We start from the raw sequence: 16,920 nt of genomic DNA, 5'->3' as shown, positions 1-16,920 counted from the left end.
CGGGGGGGGGGGCCGCCCGGGGGGGGGGGGGGCCCGGGCGCGGGGGCCGGCCCCTCGTCCGCCCGGGGGGGGGCGCGGCCCCCGGGGGGCGCCCGCCCCCCCGACGTCCCCCGACGCTCAGCCGATGAAGCCCTGCTGCTTCATCCAGTCGGCCGCGACCTGCGCCACCGGCTCACCCTTGACGTCGACCCGCTCGTTGAGCTGGCGCAGGGTCTCGTCGTCGAGCTTCGCGGTGATCGGGTCGAGCAGCTTCACGAGCGATGGATACTTGGCGGCGGTCGCGCCGTTGACGGTCAACGCCGGGTTGTAGATCGGGAAGAACTTCTTGTCGTCCTCCAACACCCGCAGGTTGAGGTTGCTGATCCGGCCGTCGGTGGTGAAAACCTCACCGAAGTTGCAGGACTCACCCTTCTTCGTCTCGGTGTAGACGACCCCGGTGTCCACCGTCTTGACGCTGCCGGCCGGCACGTTCATGCCGTACGACTTGGTCAGACCCGGCCAGCCGTCGTTGCGGCCGGAGAACTCGCTCTCCAGGCAGAATGTCGCATCGGCGGGGTGGCTCTTGACGAACGCGGCCAGGTCGGAGAGCGTCTTCAGGTTCCACTCCTTGGCCTTGTCCTCGCGGACCGCCAGCGCGTACGTGTTGTTGGCCGGCGCCGTCGGTCCCCAGACGACCTGGTTCTTGTCCTTGTCCTCCTTGACCACCGCGTCGTACTGCTGCTTCGAATCCGGAATGGGATCGGTGTGGTTGAGGTAGGTGATCCAGGTCGTGCCGGTGTACTCCCAGTAGGTGTGGACCTCGCCTGCAAGCATCGCCTTGCGGACGTTGACCGAGCCCTTGATGTTGGTCCGGTCGGTCACATTCGCGCCGGCCGCCTTCAAGGCGAGCATGGTGAGGTGCCCGAGCACGATGTTCTCGGTGAAGTCCTTGGAGCCGACCACGATGGTCTGGCCGGCCAGCGCGTCGTCCTTCTTGATCGACCCCTCCCCGACGGCCACGTCCCCGCCGGAGTCCCCGGTCGTCACTGAGCAACCGGTCAGCGCCAACGCGACGAGCGCGGTTCCAGCGGCCAGCCGGGCAAAAGGCTTTCGGGTACGCATTAGCTACCTCCTTGACGCACGAAGCGTCGATTGGAAAGGGGGGTGGATGATCCTGGGATCAGGCGAGGCCGCGGGGCCGGAGCAGGTCGGCGATCACGCCGCCGAGCCAGTCCAGCGTCAGGGCGAGGGCGCCGGTGAGCACGGCGCCGGTGATCAGCACGGGATCGCGCTGGAGCTTGATCCCGGTCACGATCAACCCGCCGAGACCGCCCGCGTTGATGAAGGTGGCGAGCGTGGCAACCCCGACCGCGAGGACAAGCGCGGTGCGCACGCCGGCGAGGATGACCGGTACGGCCAGCGGCAACTCGACCCGGACCAGCACCGCGAGCGGGGACATGCCGATACCCCGGCCCGCCTCGATCAGGTGCGGGTCGACCTGGTTGATCCCGACGATCGTGTTGCGCAGCACGGGCAGTACCGCGTAGGCGACCAGCCCGATCAGCGCCGTGGTGGCGCCGATGCCCAACCAGATGCTGAGCAGCACCAGCAGCCCGATGGCCGGGGTCGCCTGGCCGATGTTGGCCAGGGCGGTGGCGAACGGTGCCAGCCAGCGCAGCGTCGGGCGGGTGAGCAGGATGCCGGCGCCGACCGCGATCACCACCACAAGCAGGGTGGTCATCGCGGTGATCGAGATGTGCTGGCGGGTCACCTGGAGTAGGTGCTCGGGGTTGAGCGAGCGCCCTTCGATGTCGTCGAGCGCCAGCGAGCGCACCCATAGGTACGTGGCGAGCAGTGCGGCCGCGAGCACGGCGGGCATCGTCGAGTGGCGGCGCACCAGCCCGCGCCAGCGCGAGGGCGGAGCGAATACGGACTGATCGGGCACGGCTGTCGCGGCGCTCACCGCGACTCCTCGCGCCCCGAGGTCGCCGCCCGCGGCACGGCGCCCGTCGAGACCCGCTGCCTCGACTGTGACGGGGCCGCTTCGGCGACGCCCCGGTCGCGGCTGCGCTCCGTCTCACGCATCTCGCCGATCGCCCGCATCAGTTGGTCGATGCTGACGACGCCCCGGTAGCGGCCGTCGTCGTCCACGACGACGGCGGCACCGCAACTGGAGGCGAGCATCGCGTCGAGCGCGTCGTGCAGCGTGGCGCGCGGCTCGACGGTGGTCGCGACGCTGCCGACGCCGTCCAGGTTGTCCTGCTGCGGTTCGAGGTCGCGCGGGGTGATCCAGCGGCGTGGCCGACGCTCGTCGTCGAGGCTGAGAACGGCCCACTCGCCGGATTCGTCCAGCCGGCGCAGCACCGACGCGGGGGACTCGTCCAGTCGGACCAGCTCCGCTTCGTCCCAGTCGACGGCGTCGACCCGGCGGAGGTTGAGCTGTTTGAGCGACGCGCCCGCACCGATGAACTGGGCGACGGTCTTATCGGCGGGATTGGCCAGCAGGCGCTCCGGGGTGTCGAACTGCCGGATCTGCGACCGCTCACCGAGCACCGCGATCCGGGTGCCCATCTTGATCGCCTCGTCGAAGTCGTGGGTGACGAAGACGATCGTCTTCTGCAGCTTCTCCTGCAACCGCAGGAACTCGTTTTGCAGCCGGTCGCGGGTCAGCGGGTCGGTGGCGCCGAACGGCTCGTCCATCAGCATCACCGGCGGATCGGCGGCCAGCGCGCGAGCGACCCCGATGCGCTGCTGCTGCCCGCCGGAAAGCTGGTGGGGCAGGCGATGCCGGAACTGGCCCGGCTCCAGCCCGACCAGATCGAGGAGTTCGTCCACCCGCGCGTCGATGCGCCTCCGGTCCCAGCCGAGCATTTTGGGCACCAGGCCGACGTTGGTCGCCACGCTCATGTGCGGGAACAGACCCACTTGCTGGATGACGTACCCGATGCGTCGGCGCAGCTCGGTCGGGTCCAGGCGGGTGACGTCGGATCCGTCGACCAGGATGCGGCCGCCGGTCGGCTCGATCAGCCTGTTGATCATTTTCATGGTGGTCGTCTTGCCGCAGCCGGACGGTCCTACCAGGACGACGATTTCCCCCCGCCGGATCGTCATCGACACGTCTTCCACGGCCGGGGCCTTCTGCCCTCGGTAGGACTTGCTGACCTTCTGTAGGTCGATCATCACGTCGTCGGTCATCGTCGACCTCCATGTGTGGTTGTGGGGACCGCTGCGGCCGGGGTGCCGACCGTTGCCGCGACCGGGGCGCCGACTAGGACGTCGGTCGGGTCCGGCCGGCCGCGCCGCATGGGGCGCGCCGCGTCGGTGCGGGCCCGCCGGCCGCCTCGCGTGAACACCCCGAGCAGCCAGAGGCACAGGTCGACCGCCAGGGCGAGGACGACCACCCCGAGGGTGCCGACCAGCGCCTGGTTGAGTGAGTTGACGCCGCCGAGGTTGGCTAGGCCGGAGAAGATCTGGTTACCCAGGCCGGGGCCGCCGACGTACGCCGCGATGGCGGCGATCCCCATCGTCATCTGGGTGGAGACCCGGATCCCGGCCAGGATGACCGGCCAGGCCAGCGGTATCTCCACTGTGGTCAACGATCGGATCCGGCTCATCCCGATGCCCCGGGCCGCCTCGGTCAGCGCCGGGTCGATCTCGGTCAGCCCGACGACCGTGTTGCGGATGATCGGCAGCAGCGCGTAAAGGGTCAGCGCCACCAGTGCGGGGAGGTAACCCAGCCCGAGCGGGGTGATCAGCAGGCCGAGCAGCGCAAAGGACGGTACGGTCAGAATGGCCGCGGCGATGGCGATCGCGATCGCGCGGGCACGCCGGTGCCGATAGGTGGCGATGCCGATCAGGACTCCGATGACGGTCGCCAGCACGACCGACATCAGCACGATCGTGGCGTGCTCCAGGGTCTGGGCGATCAGTAGGTCGCGGCGGGTCTCCAGATACTCGAATAAGCTCATCTGTCACCTCCTCCTGGCGGCTTGTCGCGGGAGGCGGCGCCGGTGCCAGGAGAGGCCGAGCGCCTGCCAGGGGCGGTCATCACATACGGACGCAGCCGTTAAGCAACTTGAGAACCGCAAATCCCACGAAGTCGGTTGGATATGGCATAAGACCGGGACTATCTCAGCGCTGTCGGCTGGGCCGGCCGTCCCGGTGTCACCTCCAAGTGGGACGAAAACCTGCACATGCAGCCATTGGGAGGTGTCACGGTACGTCATTGATCTTCAGCGCCATTCGGCGGGCTCGATCTCAGCGCCGCCGGCGGCTCGGTGGACACCCGTCCGGTCCCGATCCGGCGGCAGGTCCGGCGTGACGGAGCAGACCCGCCCCGGCAACGCCAGACCCGGCATGCTCGAGCTGGCCTGCGACAAATGCGGTCTGACCCTGGACGGCCTCGATCTTCCGCTGCGCGACTGGTACGTCCGCTGCTCGATCGTGATGGACGGCAGCTGGCCGGGGCCGCGGGTCCCGTCGGACCGCACTCCTGCTCGACCTGCGCCTGACGTCCGGCGCCGGCGGCGAGCACCCGTCGACCCGGCCGAATCCTGGCCTGTCGTAGGGGGGTGTTGAGCAGGAAACCCGTTGCTCCAGCGGCGGCGCCCCGTCGCGGCTTCGTCATGTTCCGCGCCGCCGGCGGGCTCCATCGTCAACACCGTGAGCCAAGCGCCAGGCGTCGGCCGCGGACCTTCGATCCGGCCGTGGTTGGCGGCGCGAGCGGCCTGCGAAGCGGGCCGCTCTCAAGGCGCACACAACGCCCTCAGATGCTGCCGACAGCCGGCCGTCTCCCGCCTCCCGTCTCCGGGATGTAGCCCTTGACCTGGGTGGGCGATACCGGAATCGAACCAGTGGCCTCTTCGGTGTGAACCGGGACGCGACATTGCCTCTGACCAGGCAAAACGTGGAACCGCAGGTAGGGGCCAGTGCCGTTCAGAGCAGTTCGATGCTGTTGAATGCAGTTGCGCGCCGTTCAGCGCAGCTCGCTGCTCCCAATCGGCTCCCCCATCACCGGCCCCGCCAGTCCCGCGTGAGGGCTCAAAGAGCGGAAAGCATGGTCTGCCTGCCGGTGAGTCAGACGAGCCCGGCGACCCACCCCACCATCCTCACTGTGTGCCGTCGGCCCGCCCCTGAGGGGGTCGGCCTGCCCGGGCCCAGCAGTAACACGCGAGGTGGGTGCCGCCGGGACGGTCACCGTCCCGGCGGCATCCTGCGTGCCTGCCGGAGGTCGAGCGAGGATGCTCTGTCTACTCGCCGCGGAGGCCGGGCAGCTTCACGACGATGAACTCGCTGTCGTCCGCGCGGCCGGGGTTGCGGCCTGTGTTGGGGAAATTGTTGTCACAGCCGAGCAGCAACCGGTTGCCGTCGATCTGATGGATGGCCTCGATCGACTCGCACGTCACGCGGTACGGGTCACCGAGTCCGATGTCGCCGTGGTGGACAGGGGGCAGGGAAACCAGGGCGGGGTCGGGCACGGCCGCTAGGTCGACGGCCGCCGTCTTCACGAGGGACCCGGCCGCATCGATATCGGTGAGGTTGACGACGTACACCTTGCGGAACAGCGCGTTCAGCCCGAGACCGCCGTCGCGCTCGATCACCGCGAGGTGGTGCTGGTCGAGGGCCGCCATGTCTGACACGAAGTAGCCGGGCTGCTCGGTCTGGTACAGCCAGACCCGCCCCGTGAAGGCCTCGTCGCGCACGCTGAACTCGAAGACGTGGCGCCGCGTGGTGCCGAGTTCGGCCACCGTGGCCCCCTCCAGCGCCGGATACAGGTACTTGCCGTCCGGGCTGATGGCCATGGCCTCGAAGCCGCGACTGTTGGGCTGCGTTGCCGCCGCCCCGCCGAGGTGGGGGTTGTTGGGCGACCGCAGGCCGCCCGGAGCCGCGAAGGGCGGGTCGAGCAGTCTGCCGGTGGCGTCGAAGTGCAGGACCCACGGCCCGAACTCGTCGCCGACCCACAGGTCCCCATCAATGCCACGCTGCAGGGACTCAGGATCGATATCGCCGCCGGTCAACGACCGCTCGGTCGTCCCCTCGTTGACGATCGTGAAGCCGATCAGACCGTCAGGGTCACGGAACTCGATGAACTCGTTCAGATCGACGTCGACCTCGCCGCTCCCACCCTTGGCGGTCTTGAAATCCGGCCGGATGTAGTAGGCGCGGATCAGAAAGTCTCTCGAGTTCGCCTTGGCACCGAACCCGTTGTCCGGCATGGCGAGATACTCCCCTGGGTGTCGGCCAGCGACGACCGCCGAGAACCCCTCGACCGGCTGCGAAGGCAGCGGGAATGTGATCCCATTGACGGTCCCGGGAGGCAGGAGGGTCCCGGAGGGCGGGCCGGGAGCGTACGTCTCGACCGGCAGCACGGCGCGACCGAGCAGGGTCGGTTGCTCGCTTCTGTTGTCATCGGCGTATGCGCCGAGGGAGGGGATAGTCATCGTCGCCGCGAGCGCGGCGGCGATGAATGTGGACAGTCGCTTGGCCATCATCGGCTCCTCTGGACGATGGTGAATTGTTAGTAAGCACGCAAGGCCGTGCCGAATTTTCCTCCTGTACGCCGGCCAGCCGCATGACGAATCACCCGAGCGCCTCGATTGAGCTTAAGGGCTACTGGTCGGCGCGGTAGCAGATGTCATGCTGCCGCGACAGCTGTCTCGGGGCGCACCGGGCGCTCTCGACGCACGGCAAGCGTGATACCCATTGCGATCATCCACAACGGCCACAGCAGGTACGCAGCAACCTCGAGAATCTCGAACACGCCGACGTGCTCCCCATGCAGTGGTGCGATCGCGCCGAGCACCGCGGCCGCCGCGAGGGGCGTACCGAGGTATCCGAGCCAACGGGGCAGCAGGATCCGGCGGAGTGCGGCCAGCGAGAGTGCTCCGACGAGCAGGCCGGCGACGGGCAGCACCAGGTCTCCGAGGTTGTAGGTGACGTCGGCAAGGACGTAGATGGTGCGGCGGGTGGCGTCGTCTGCGGCAGTGAAGTCTTCGCGTGCCCCGACCGCCATGGGACCCTGAGCGGCGAGCATGAGGGCCGCCGCCACGCAGCCGGCTCCGGCGAAGACGGTGGCCAACTCGGCGGCAGCGCCGTTGCGGCGTAGCAGGGCGGAGGTGACACCGGAAAATACCAGCAGGGAAGCGGCGGCGATGGACCAGAACACGATCGACAGCTGTAGTGCGTTCGTGTGCTCGGCGTAGTAGGCAGTGATCTGTTCGGCGGTCGCGGTGGCGGTTTGCGGCCCCGCGGGAAGTACGGCCGACCCGGCGATGGTCAGCAGGCCGGTGGTGATGGCGGTCGAGACGGCGACGAGTCGGATGCCCGGCATGACTGCTCCTTACGTGGGGCGGGCCCAGAGTGACCCGAACGCCGGTCAGGATCCGGGTGGCGCATCACCGCCGACTAGGGGTCGGCATAAGCAAGAGTGCTGTGACACCCGACCCTGGTGCGCGGTGACATCCGCGGGGAATGATTGAGGCCGGTACATTCGTGGTGCGGGGATGAAGGAACCGAATGGCGGCCAACGGCATGACGACGGATGCGACGCCACAGGTAGCCCGCGTCGCCAAAATCGGTGCTGTGGCGTGCCTCGTCGCCGGTGTCGCCGCACTCCTGATCGCCGTGGTCGTCGTAACTCTGGTCGTCGTCGCGGATCGGTCAGGCCTCTCTGTTGAAGACTTGGTCTGGATGGTGGCGTGGACGGGGGTGGGCGCCCTGGGCGCGTTCGTCGCCGCCCGGCGACCCCGCAATCCGGTAGGCTGGCTCTTTCTGGCGGCTGGCGCACTCGTCGCTACGGCGGTCATGGTTGACGTCGCCTCACTGTCACTGCTCGCGAAATCAGGCGCCGACCGGACTGGCGTGCTACTGCGGTGGGTGCAGAACCTCATGTTCGTGCCTGCGCTGGTGTGCGCGCTGCCACTCGGGCTGCTGCTGTTTCCCACCGGCTCGCCGCCCACTCGCCGCTGGCGTTGGGTGATCCCCGTCGCGGTCACCGCCGCCGTCTTGAGCATCGTGGAGGCTGGGGTTCGGCCGGGACCGATAGGTGACGGGTCCGTGCCGGTCGATAACCCATTCGCGTGGCGTAGCGGTGCAGCGGTCGTTTCCGTTGTCGGGACGGTATGGCGGACGCTCCTCCTCCTCGCGGCTGTGGCCGCCGTCGGTTCGGTCGTCGCGCGCTACCGCCGCGCGACCGTGCTGGAGCGCCGCCAGCTGCTCTGGCTCGTGTGGGCGGTGTCGGTCGGGGTCATCCTCGAGGCGGCGGGTGCCGCCTACGACGCCGTTGCCGGGCTGCCCGAAGGCGCCGGCGCCCTGCTCTCGGCGACCGTGGTCGTGCTGCTGCCCACAGCGGCGACCATAGCGATCGTGCGGCACCACCTATATGACGTCGAGCTGCTCGTTCGCCGATCGCTCGTGTTCGTCGCACTCAGCGGGCTGGTCGCGGTCGCCTATGTCGCGGTCGTGCTGCTGTTCGCGGTCGCCGGAGGTGACAGCCCCGCCAGCGGGCTCGTTGCCACACTGGTCGCGGCGTGCATCGCGGTCCCGGCCTACCACCGCATCGGCCGGGTCGTGGATCGCCGGCTCTTCGGTGACCGCGCTGACCCGTACCGCGCCCTGGCGGCCCTGGGTAGCCAGCTGGGCCGCGCATCCGACGCTCGCAGCGGGCTGGCCGAGGTAGCAGTGGCGACGGCGGCGTCCCTGCGGGCGCCATACGTGGCAATCGAGGGATTAGATGTACGACCGCTGGCCGCGACAGGCACGCGGTCAGGCGGCCCAGCGCTGGTCGTGGACCTGGCCCACCAGGGCAAACCGGTGGGCCGGCTGGTCGTTGCCTGGCGTACGCGCGCAGACCCTTACTCGGTGGCCGACCTACGGCTGCTCACAGACCTGGCACCGCAGGTGGGCGCGGCCATCGCGCTGCTACAACTAACGGACGACGTCCAACGCGCCCGCGAATACCTCGTACTCGGCCGTGAGGACGAACGGCGGCGGCTGCGCCGCGACCTGCACGACGGGATCGGCCCAACCCTCGCCGGCGCCACCCTCCGCGTCGCATTAGCGCGCGACGCCGTCAGCACCGATGCCGAACGCGCACGGGCCCTGCTGTCCGACGCCGAGGAGCAGCTCGAAGCCACCGTGCGACAGGTGCGGGAGCTGGTCTACGGACTGCGGCCGCCTGCACTGGACGATCTTGGACTGGTCGGCGCCCTCCGTGAGCGCGTAGCCACCCTCGATCCATCCGAGACCATCCGCGTCCAGGTGGACGAACCGTTGCCCACTCTGCCGGCGGCCGTGGAGGCAGCGGCATACCGCATCGTCGTCGAGGCCGTGACCAATACGCTGCGACACTCTCGCGCCCGGACAGGCGTCATTAGCCTTCGATGCCAAAGCGACGGAGGGCGCGACGGGCTACTCGTGTCGGTCGCGGATGACGGTGTGGGGCTCGACGGCACCGCACCCGGCGTTGGCATCCGCTCCATGACGGAACGCGCCGAGGAACTGGGCGGTCAGGTCACCGTGGACGCCTCCCGTACCGGTACCACCGTTCACGCGTGGTTGCCGCGATGACCCCCATCCGCGTCGTCCTCGCCGACGACCACCCAGTGTTCCGCAGCGGCCTGCGCGCCGTGCTCGAGTCGAGCAGAAATGTCGACGTCGTTGGCGAGGCCGACGGCGGCACAGGCGCGGTTGCCCTCGTGCTTCGTACCGCTCCCGATGTCGTACTCATGGACCTCCACATGCCCGACCTTAACGGTGTGGAGGCCACGCGCCAGATCCTCGCCGAATTACCCGATACGGCCGTCCTCGTCCTCACGATGCTCGACGACGACACGTCAATCCACGCAGCCGTACGTGCAGGGGCCCGCGGCTACCTCGTAAAGGGGGCACGCCCCTCGGAGATCCTCGCCGCTATCGACGGGGTCGCCGCCGGTCAAGTGGTGTTTGGGGCACCGCTGGCGGACCGTATCCTCGCCGCAGTGGTCTCACCCACCTCGCCGAGCGGACCGCTCGCCGCTCTGACGCCCCGCGAGCGGGAGGTCCTCGACCTTGTTGCGCGGGGCCTCGACAACGCCGCTATTGCCACCCACCTACGGCTTTCACCACGAACCGTACGCAACTACGTGTCGGCCTGCATCACGCAGCTGAACTGCGACTCGCGTGCCCAAGCCGTCGCCGTCGCCCGAGACGCCGGGCTCGGCCGACGGTCTTCTCTACCGTGACGCCCGCCCACCCCAAAACAGCCAGCACCGCCCGATCCGGCCAGGACGGCCGTGCCCGACCGACCTGACGGCGCAACACGGCCACTTCATGCCGCAGCACGAGCAATTCCGCGGTCTTGGTTGCCTCGCCTCGGGTGAGCAGTGCGAGCCAGCCGAACACCCGAACCATGATCAGATACAGCAGCCGAACTGTCACGACACGATCATGCGATGGCCAGGCCAACCCCAGCTCACAGCCGGTGCGCCTGGTTTCGGCACGGTACAGGGGCGTTGACAAACGCGTTAGCCGTGGCTAACGTATGTCGGGTGATCGACGCGCTGTCTGCCGCTGCTGAGCCCACCCGGCGACGGATCCTGCAGCTGCTCGCGTCGCAGCCCCGCACGGTGAGCTCCATCGCGGCGGAGTTCACGGTCACCCGGTCGGCGATCTCCCAGCATCTGTTGTTGCTGGCGGAAGTTGGCCTGGTGGAGGCCGAAAAAGTCGGCCGGGAGCGCATCTATCGGGTCGTTCCCGACGGACTCCGTCAGCTGCAGGCCGAGATCGACCGGTTCTGGACCGCCGAACTCGACCTGTTGGTCGCCGACGCACACGCACTGAAGTCTCAACGGATTGAGAGAGACCACTGATGTTCACCAAGACCGTCGTCCTTCCTGTCGACATCGACGAGGCATTCGCTCTCATCACCGAGCCGGAGCGGCTGCGTCGCTGGCAGACTGTGTCGGCCCGCGTCGACCTCCGGGTGGGCGGTGACTACCGCTGGACCATCACCCCCGGCCATGTGGCGGCCGGCACCTTCCGTGAGGTCGAGCCCGGCAAGCGTGTCGTGTTCGGCTGGGGTTGGGAAGGCAACCCGGACCTCGCCCCCGACGCCTCGACCGTCTCGATCACGATCGAGCCGGTTGCCGACGGCACCCGGGTCACCCTCACCCACGAGGGGCTGACCGACGAGCAGGCGGCGATGCACGCCGAGGGCTGGAACCACTACTTCGGCCGTCTCGAGAAGGCCGCCGTCGCCGGGGACGCCGGCCCCGACGAGTGGTCCGCCGCTCCCGAGCGCCTCGACGAACTGTCCGCCGCCGACGCCACCCTGGCCGTACTTCAGACGGTCCTGCGCCAGCTGACCTCCGAGGACCGCGCCAAGCAGACCCCCTGCGCGGACTTCACCTGCCACGACCTCGCCGAGCACCTGTTCGGCTCCATGATCGCCTTCGGCTCGATGGCCGGCGTCAAGGTCGTGAACCCCGAGACGGGTTCGCTGGAGAACCGGGTGGCCACCATGGCGGCGCAGGCCATCGAGGGATGGCGCGCCCGCGGCCTCGACGGCACCGTCGCCGCCCCCGGCGGCGGCGAGATGCCGGCCAGGTTCGCGGCGAGCATCATGCCGGTGGAGTTCCTGTTGCACGCGTGGGACATGGCCCAGGGCAGCGGCACGCCCCTGGTCGTCAGTGACGAGGTGGTGGCCTACGTCCACAAGCTCGCCGAGCAGATCGTCCCCGGTGCCCGCGGTTCCTCGTTCGGCGACGAGGTCGTCCCGTCCCCGGGTGCCGACCCGATGGAGCGGCTGGCCGCTTTCGCCGGCCGTCGCCCCGTGATGGCATGACAGGATCCGATGATGCAGATGCCCAAGCCCTCCGACGCTGACAAGCAGTTCTTCCGGTCCCTTGTCCCCGAGGGGCCGGGGGTCGAGGTCAGGCCGATGTTCGGCAACCTCGGCGCGTTCGTGAACGGCAACATGTTCGCCGGGCTGTTCGGCTCGTCGGTCGGCGTGAAACTCGCCGCCGACGACCTGGCCGAGCTGGCAACGATCGAGGGCTCGGGACCGTTCGGCCCAGCCGAGCGGCCGATGGGTGGATACTTGTCGATGCCCTCGTCGTTCACCGCCGAGCAGGCGACCCTGTGGGTCAACAAGGCGCAGGCGTACGTGGCGACGCTGCCGCCCAAGCTCAAAAAGAAGAAATGACTTCCCGGGCCCCGGCACAGTCGCCAGATCGTCCCGAGTCGTGGCTGGCGGTCTTGCCGCTGGCCGTTCACACGGACACGATCGCCCGCACGGGTCCGCTGGCGTGCCCCGTCGCGTAGTCCAAGGCCAGGAAGACAGGGACCGACAACACGCCGGAACATACGACATTCGTACGTCAGGATCCGGTAGGCCGAAGCCTGCTGCCACCTGTTGCGGATAGAGCAGGTGGGCGCGCCGGCCGGTCCGTGGCATGTGAGGATGCGACGCATGCGTGCCGTGATCTTCGACGAGTTCGGTGCCCGACCCGAGGTCCGCGACGTCCCGGACCCGGTGCCGCAGTCCGGGGGCGCGGTCATCCGCGTCGAGGCGACCGGGTTGTGCCGCAGCGATTGGCACGGTTGGCAGGGACACGATCCCGACATCCGCCCGCCACACGTCCCCGGCCACGAGTTCGCCGGCGTCGTCACGGCGGTCGGCGCTGGCGTACGCGGCTGGCGGCCCGGCGATCGGGTCACCGCGCCCTTCGTCTGCGCGTGTGGGCAGTGCCCGGCCTGCCTCGCCGGCGACCAGCAGGTCTGCGAGCGGCAGACGCAGCCCGGCTTCACCCACTGGGGCTCGTTCGCGGAGTACGTGGCGGTGCAGAACGCCGACGTCAATCTCGTGCGGCTCCCAGACGAGCTGGACTACCCGGCCGCGGCGGCGCTCGGCTGCCGCTTCGCCACGGCGTTCCGGGCCGTGGTCAGCCAGGGGCGGGTCGCCGCGGGCGAGTGGGTGGCGGTGCACGGCTGCGGCGGAGTGGGGCTGTCCGCGGTGATGATCGCGGCGGCGTGCGGCGCGCAGGTGGTGGCGGTCGACGTCGCCCCAGGCGCGCTCGAGCTGGCCAGGAGCTGCGGGGCCACGGTCTGCCTGGACGGCAGTGCCCTCACCGGACCCGGCGCGGTGGCCGCGGCCGTTCGGGAGGCAACCGGCGGCGGCGCCCACCTGTCACTCGACGCCTTGGGCAGCCACGCCACCTGCACCGCCTCGATCGAAAGCCTGCGGCGGCGCGGACGGCACGTGCAGGTCGGACTCCTCCCCACCGCCCAGGGCCGCCCGGCCCTGCCGATGGAGCTCGTGATCGCCTTCGAGCTGGAGCTGCGGGGCAGTCACGGCATGCCCGCGCACGCCTATCCGGAGCTGCTCCGCCTGGTCACTGCCGGCGTCCTGCGCCCCGCCGAGCTGATCACCCGCACCATCGGCCTCGCCGAGGTGCCCAACGCGTTGGCCACCATGGACCGGCCCGCTCCCGGCGGAATGTGCCTCATCCACCCCCGGTGAGTAGGCGTACCGCACGCCCGGGACGTCCCAGAGGAAGGACGGAACAGCCCGTAGCTCGTTACGGCCCTGACCTGCGAATACTTCCCCACCAGGCGAGATAGGCATGACGGCATGACGGGCACGACCAGCGGCACGAGCGTACGTCTGCACCAAGAACGTCTCCGGCGTCCGTCGGCGTGTTGGGCGATGATGGAAGCTCGGTAGGCCGGCGTGGGGAGGCGACGTGGGCTGGTTGCGAGATCGGCTCGGCCGCTTTCGGAGTGGGCCGAAGGATGTCGCGGAGCGTCTGACCGGTGGCCTGCTCCATCTCGAGCAGGAGCAGGCGGAGCTCAGCGACCGCGACACGGTGCAGAGATGGCTGCGCGAGATGCGCCCGGAGCACGAAACGCAGGTGTTTGTTCACCGGCCGTGGGGCACGGTCGTCGCGGTCGCCGACCGCGGCGAGTCGGTGGGGGTGTTCTTGTCCGACGGCAGGAAGACCTGGATTGCCGCCGCTCGTGGGGCGACCGACGGCCAGCATCTGACCCCTGAGCAGATCGAGTACGTCCTGCTCGATGCGCTTACCGCGCCGGGACCGCCGACCTGGGCGGAATGGCGGGACTTCCCCTAAGCGGCCTGCCGCGGCCAAGAGGTAGCGCTAACGACCTCCATGGCCGACACCCGACTCGCGGCTGTGTTAGGACGTCTCAGTTCGCGAGTTCGACTTGCAGACGACCAAAGACTTTGCCCTATCCTCAGCCGGTGACCAACTCGGAGGACCTCGTCCAGAACCTGGACGGATCCGCTCCCGACCTGAGGATCGGCGCGCCGGAGCGCGAGGCCGCCCGCGAGGCTCTCGACGAGCACCTTGCCGCCGAGCGGCTGGGCCCTGCCGAGCATGAGCAGCGGTGGGCGGCGTGCCAGGCGGCGCGCACCCAGTCCGAGTTGCTACGGATCTTCGTCGACCTCCCCGCTCCCCATCCCGACCTTCCCAGGTCGCCCGGCTCGTCGACAGACGCCGACGAGGACATCTCGCCCCTCGGTGCGGCGATCTGCCTCGCGCTGCTGCTGGGGCTGCCGGTGGCGGTCGTTCTCGGCTTCGTATACGGCGCCTGGTGGAGCCTTGCTGTGCCGGTGGCCCTGAGCGTGGCGCTCCTCTACACCGAGCACCTGCTGACCCGCAACCAGCGACCACAGTAGACGGCTGGGTCCGGAAATCACCCGAACAGGGGCTGGCTGCCCTACGCACCGGTGCCCGGCTCGCCGCCGAGCAGGGCGCCCGGCTGCCGCTGGCCCGTTTCGCCACCGACGGCACGGAGCCGTGACCCGGATCCTGAGCCTTGTGGAGATGGTGTGGACGTCGGTCTCCACGCGCCTTCCACACCCGTCTGGTGTCGTGGCTCAGGCGAAGTCGAACACGGGCGGGAAGGCGAGGACGACTGTCCAGGCCCAGACGGCGTACACGATCATGTAACGGGTCTGCCAGTGTTCCAGGCGGGCGAAGGGCATGCGGCCACGCACGAAGCCGAGGAACAGCCATGCCGACCACGCCAGGTTGGTGAGCAGGATGACATTCTCGCCCAATGCGGCGGTCTTGTTGGGGCTGAAGCCCCACTCGGTGATCCGGCCCGTGATCGCCAGCAGCACCAGGGCGTCGATGATCAAAGCGCTGACGACGAGCGCGAGCTGCAGGCGGTCGAAGAGACCGGGCCGGGCGGTGAGGTCACGGGCGGAGATGGCGTACAACAGCAGGCCCAGCACGATGACGAGCAGCAGGTCGAAGAGGATGAGCGCATCGCGCTCGACGTCGATGCCGTTGTTGGTCCAGATGATGGCGACCAGGAAGGCCAGCAGGGTGGCCGCGAAAAGCGGCGTGAAGACGCGGGTCAGCACCGGCGCCATGTTCTCGATGACGCTCTGCTTGGCCTCCACCAGCCATGCCGACACGATGACCGCGGCCATGCCGCCGCACGGCAGCAGCCACGATTCGATGAATCCCTCGGCGTCAAGGCCGATGGCATCGAAAGTGCCCACCGTGAAGGCCATGAGCACGCCGCCACCCAGTCCAATGAGGACAAAGTAGATCAGCCACTCCCCGGTGAACCGGATGAAGTCCATCCGCCGCCGGTCTGAGCGCCAATCACCGCCCGCGTAGGCGACGCCGACAACCAGCCACAGCGCGAGCGGCAGGTGGATCGCCGTGAGCACAATGGTCTGCGAGTCACCGGCCAGCGGATACGCGTTCGCGGCGACCGCGCCGAGAATGAACAGCAACGCGAGCACCCCGATGACGCGAAGACCGACCCGGCGTTGCCAAGCGAAGTAAGCGGCCAGCGCCGGCAGCGCGAAAAGGCTGACGTTTCGCGCGTAGAAGCCGGCATCGTCCCCTGACATGTCATGCCCGAACCAGCCCGGCACCTTGATCGCGAACGCCGCGACGGCCGCACAGAGCACCATGACAGGCAGCTCGCGACGGGAACGGGCGGCGGCGGGCGCGTCCGGCTCCCCGGGCAGCACGAGCTGCTTCCACAGCCGCTCGGAATGCTCGCGAGCGAACTCCCGCGACAGCTCATCGAGGCTGCCCATGCGTTTGACAGCGATGAGGAACGCCTCGTCGGCTCGCAGGCCCGCCTCGGTCAGTTCGGTGATCCGGCTACGAAGATGGTCTTCCAGCTCCTCGGCATCGGTGTGGTGCAGCTCCCGGCGGCGGTGCATGTAGGCCCGCCACTCGGCGATCTGGCCCTCCAGCTCGTTGTCGCCGTCGACGGTCATCGTCCCGCCTCCCATGCCAGTGCCGTGATCGGCTTGATGGACTGTGTCGTGCTCCAGACGCCCCGCAGGGCGTCGACGACCGCGGCCCACTGGCGGCGCTGCTCGGCGAGCTCGGCCCGGCCCTGGTCGGTGATGCGGTAGTACTTGCGGCGGCGTCCCCCGGGCGGGATCTCCCAGGCCGACTCGACGTGGCCAAGCCGCTCCAAGCGGTGCAGCAGCGGGTAGAGCAGGCCGTCGGTCCACTCCAGCTGCCCGCCCGACAGTTCGTTGACCTGCTTGAGGATTGCGTAGCCGTAGCTCTCGCCTTCGGCGAGGATCCCTAGCACGAGCGGCGTCGCCGAGGCCGCGACGAGGTCTTTGGTGATATGCATGTGACCACCTAACCCTAGAACTGCAATGCATAGTAGTTCCAGGTATAGCGATCGCGCAATCCCGGCCGCCATCAGCGCACCGCGCCACGTCGACTGTGGCATGATGCCGCGTCATGGCAGGAGGGACAGCGCTGGCCGGAACTCACCTTCCGTGCACCCGATCAGGAGACGGCGGCCGCGCTTGCCGATGCGCTCTTGGAGTGCGGTTTCGCCAAGGTGGGAGCGCGGCCAGGGCCACGGCAAAATCCCGGAATGTCCGTTTCAGGGTGGGATGATGCCGAGGGTTGTGAGGGGTCGGCAGGCGTTGTGGGCGTTGTGGCG

16 protein-coding genes are annotated in these 16,920 nt (G+C 69.0%); 8 read left to right on the top strand and 8 right to left on the bottom strand.

Features of this window, described 5'->3' with window-relative positions; translation table 11 throughout:
• Positions 1-117: 117 nt before the first annotated feature.
• From ACLQ2U_RS27640 to ACLQ2U_RS27615, 6 genes are all read right to left on the bottom strand, one after another.
• Positions 118-1,101: a glycine betaine ABC transporter substrate-binding protein gene (locus ACLQ2U_RS27640; RefSeq protein WP_425753829.1), complete on the bottom strand. Its 984-nt coding sequence runs from the start codon at positions 1,099-1,101 to the stop codon at positions 118-120.
• 58 nt (positions 1,102-1,159) lie between these two features.
• Positions 1,160-1,942 (bottom strand): ABC transporter permease, encoded by a 783-nt coding sequence (locus ACLQ2U_RS27635; protein WP_425753828.1) that lies wholly within the window; start codon positions 1,940-1,942, stop codon positions 1,160-1,162.
• Complete coding sequence (locus tag ACLQ2U_RS27630) at positions 1,939-3,174, bottom strand: betaine/proline/choline family ABC transporter ATP-binding protein (protein ID WP_425753827.1); 1,236 nt, start codon at positions 3,172-3,174, stop codon at positions 1,939-1,941. The genes ACLQ2U_RS27635 and ACLQ2U_RS27630 overlap by 4 nt, the downstream gene beginning before the upstream one ends.
• Positions 3,171-3,947: an ABC transporter permease gene (locus ACLQ2U_RS27625; protein WP_425753826.1), complete on the bottom strand. Its 777-nt coding sequence runs from the start codon at positions 3,945-3,947 to the stop codon at positions 3,171-3,173. The genes ACLQ2U_RS27630 and ACLQ2U_RS27625 overlap by 4 nt, the downstream gene beginning before the upstream one ends.
• Positions 3,948-5,228: 1,281 nt before the next feature.
• A complete protein-coding gene (locus tag ACLQ2U_RS27620) occupies positions 5,229-6,467 on the bottom strand; it encodes an esterase-like activity of phytase family protein (RefSeq protein ID WP_425753825.1) in 1,239 nt (412 codons plus the stop codon).
• Between the two features lie 146 nt (positions 6,468-6,613).
• Positions 6,614-7,309: a DUF4386 family protein gene (locus ACLQ2U_RS27615; protein WP_425753824.1), complete on the bottom strand. Its 696-nt coding sequence runs from the start codon at positions 7,307-7,309 to the stop codon at positions 6,614-6,616.
• A 185-nt stretch (positions 7,310-7,494) separates the two neighbouring features.
• Between ACLQ2U_RS27615 and ACLQ2U_RS27610 the strand changes: the two genes are divergently transcribed.
• The 8 genes from ACLQ2U_RS27610 to ACLQ2U_RS27575 all read left to right on the top strand — a co-directional run bounded on the left by ACLQ2U_RS27610 (position 7,495) and on the right by ACLQ2U_RS27575 (position 14,656).
• Positions 7,495-9,546, top strand: coding sequence for a GAF domain-containing sensor histidine kinase (locus ACLQ2U_RS27610; protein WP_425753823.1), 2,052 nt, complete (start codon positions 7,495-7,497; stop codon positions 9,544-9,546).
• Complete coding sequence (locus ACLQ2U_RS27605; protein WP_425753822.1) at positions 9,531-10,199, top strand: response regulator; 669 nt, start codon at positions 9,531-9,533, stop codon at positions 10,197-10,199. Before ACLQ2U_RS27610 ends, ACLQ2U_RS27605 begins: the two co-directional genes overlap by 16 nt.
• Positions 10,200-10,505: 306 nt before the next feature.
• Entirely contained in the window at positions 10,506-10,826 is a 321-nt protein-coding gene (locus ACLQ2U_RS27600; protein ID WP_425753821.1) for an ArsR/SmtB family transcription factor, read from the top strand.
• The gene (locus ACLQ2U_RS27595) at positions 10,826-11,800 is read left to right on the top strand and encodes a TIGR03086 family metal-binding protein (protein WP_425753820.1); all 975 of its coding nucleotides are present in this window, start codon (positions 10,826-10,828) and stop codon (positions 11,798-11,800) included. Before ACLQ2U_RS27600 ends, ACLQ2U_RS27595 begins: the two co-directional genes overlap by 1 nt.
• Before the next feature lie 12 nt (positions 11,801-11,812).
• Positions 11,813-12,160 (top strand): TfoX/Sxy family protein, encoded by a 348-nt coding sequence (locus tag ACLQ2U_RS27590; RefSeq protein ID WP_425753819.1) that lies wholly within the window; start codon positions 11,813-11,815, stop codon positions 12,158-12,160.
• Positions 12,161-12,427: 267 nt separating this feature from the next.
• The gene (locus tag ACLQ2U_RS27585) at positions 12,428-13,477 is read left to right on the top strand and encodes a zinc-dependent alcohol dehydrogenase family protein (RefSeq protein ID WP_425753818.1); all 1,050 of its coding nucleotides are present in this window, start codon (positions 12,428-12,430) and stop codon (positions 13,475-13,477) included.
• A 223-nt stretch (positions 13,478-13,700) separates the two neighbouring features.
• Entirely contained in the window at positions 13,701-14,087 is a 387-nt protein-coding gene (locus ACLQ2U_RS27580; RefSeq protein WP_425753817.1) for a hypothetical protein, read from the top strand.
• Between the two features lie 131 nt (positions 14,088-14,218).
• Entirely contained in the window at positions 14,219-14,656 is a 438-nt protein-coding gene (locus ACLQ2U_RS27575; protein ID WP_425753816.1) for a DUF1707 domain-containing protein, read from the top strand.
• 201 nt (positions 14,657-14,857) lie between these two features.
• Here ACLQ2U_RS27575 and ACLQ2U_RS27570 read toward each other — a convergent pair whose 3' ends face one another.
• Positions 14,858-16,228: a permease prefix domain 1-containing protein gene (locus ACLQ2U_RS27570; protein WP_425753815.1), complete on the bottom strand. Its 1,371-nt coding sequence runs from the start codon at positions 16,226-16,228 to the stop codon at positions 14,858-14,860.
• Positions 16,225-16,599 (bottom strand): PadR family transcriptional regulator, encoded by a 375-nt coding sequence (locus ACLQ2U_RS27565; protein ID WP_425753814.1) that lies wholly within the window; start codon positions 16,597-16,599, stop codon positions 16,225-16,227. Before ACLQ2U_RS27565 ends, ACLQ2U_RS27570 begins: the two co-directional genes overlap by 4 nt.
• Positions 16,600-16,920: the final 321 nt, after the last annotated feature.

It is taken from the genome of Micromonospora sp. DT47 (genome assembly GCF_049844475.1).
Lineage (GTDB): Bacteria > Actinomycetota > Actinomycetes > Mycobacteriales > Micromonosporaceae > Micromonospora.
The sequence above is the reverse complement of the archived record's forward strand: the minus strand, read 5'-3'. Positions and strand labels throughout refer to the sequence as shown.

Excerpts from the sequence above, each read along its gene's own strand:
- ACLQ2U_RS27585 (WP_425753818.1), top strand. The coding sequence starts at position 12,428 with ATGCGTGCCGTGATCTTCGACGAGTTCGGTGCCCGACCCGAGGTCCGC.
- ACLQ2U_RS27570 (WP_425753815.1), bottom strand. The coding sequence starts at position 16,228 with ATGACCGTCGACGGCGACAACGAGCTGGAGGGCCAGATCGCCGAGTGG.
- ACLQ2U_RS27610 (WP_425753823.1), top strand. The coding sequence starts at position 7,495 with ATGGCGGCCAACGGCATGACGACGGATGCGACGCCACAGGTAGCCCGC.
- ACLQ2U_RS27565 (WP_425753814.1), bottom strand. The coding sequence starts at position 16,599 with ATGCATATCACCAAAGACCTCGTCGCGGCCTCGGCGACGCCGCTCGTG.
- ACLQ2U_RS27640 (WP_425753829.1), bottom strand. The coding sequence starts at position 1,101 with ATGCGTACCCGAAAGCCTTTTGCCCGGCTGGCCGCTGGAACCGCGCTC.
- ACLQ2U_RS27615 (WP_425753824.1), bottom strand. The coding sequence starts at position 7,309 with ATGCCGGGCATCCGACTCGTCGCCGTCTCGACCGCCATCACCACCGGC.
- ACLQ2U_RS27590 (WP_425753819.1), top strand. The coding sequence starts at position 11,813 with ATGCAGATGCCCAAGCCCTCCGACGCTGACAAGCAGTTCTTCCGGTCC.
- ACLQ2U_RS27630 (WP_425753827.1), bottom strand. The coding sequence starts at position 3,174 with ATGACCGACGACGTGATGATCGACCTACAGAAGGTCAGCAAGTCCTAC.
- ACLQ2U_RS27620 (WP_425753825.1), bottom strand. The coding sequence starts at position 6,467 with ATGGCCAAGCGACTGTCCACATTCATCGCCGCCGCGCTCGCGGCGACG.
- ACLQ2U_RS27625 (WP_425753826.1), bottom strand. The coding sequence starts at position 3,947 with ATGAGCTTATTCGAGTATCTGGAGACCCGCCGCGACCTACTGATCGCC.
- ACLQ2U_RS27595 (WP_425753820.1), top strand. The coding sequence starts at position 10,826 with ATGTTCACCAAGACCGTCGTCCTTCCTGTCGACATCGACGAGGCATTC.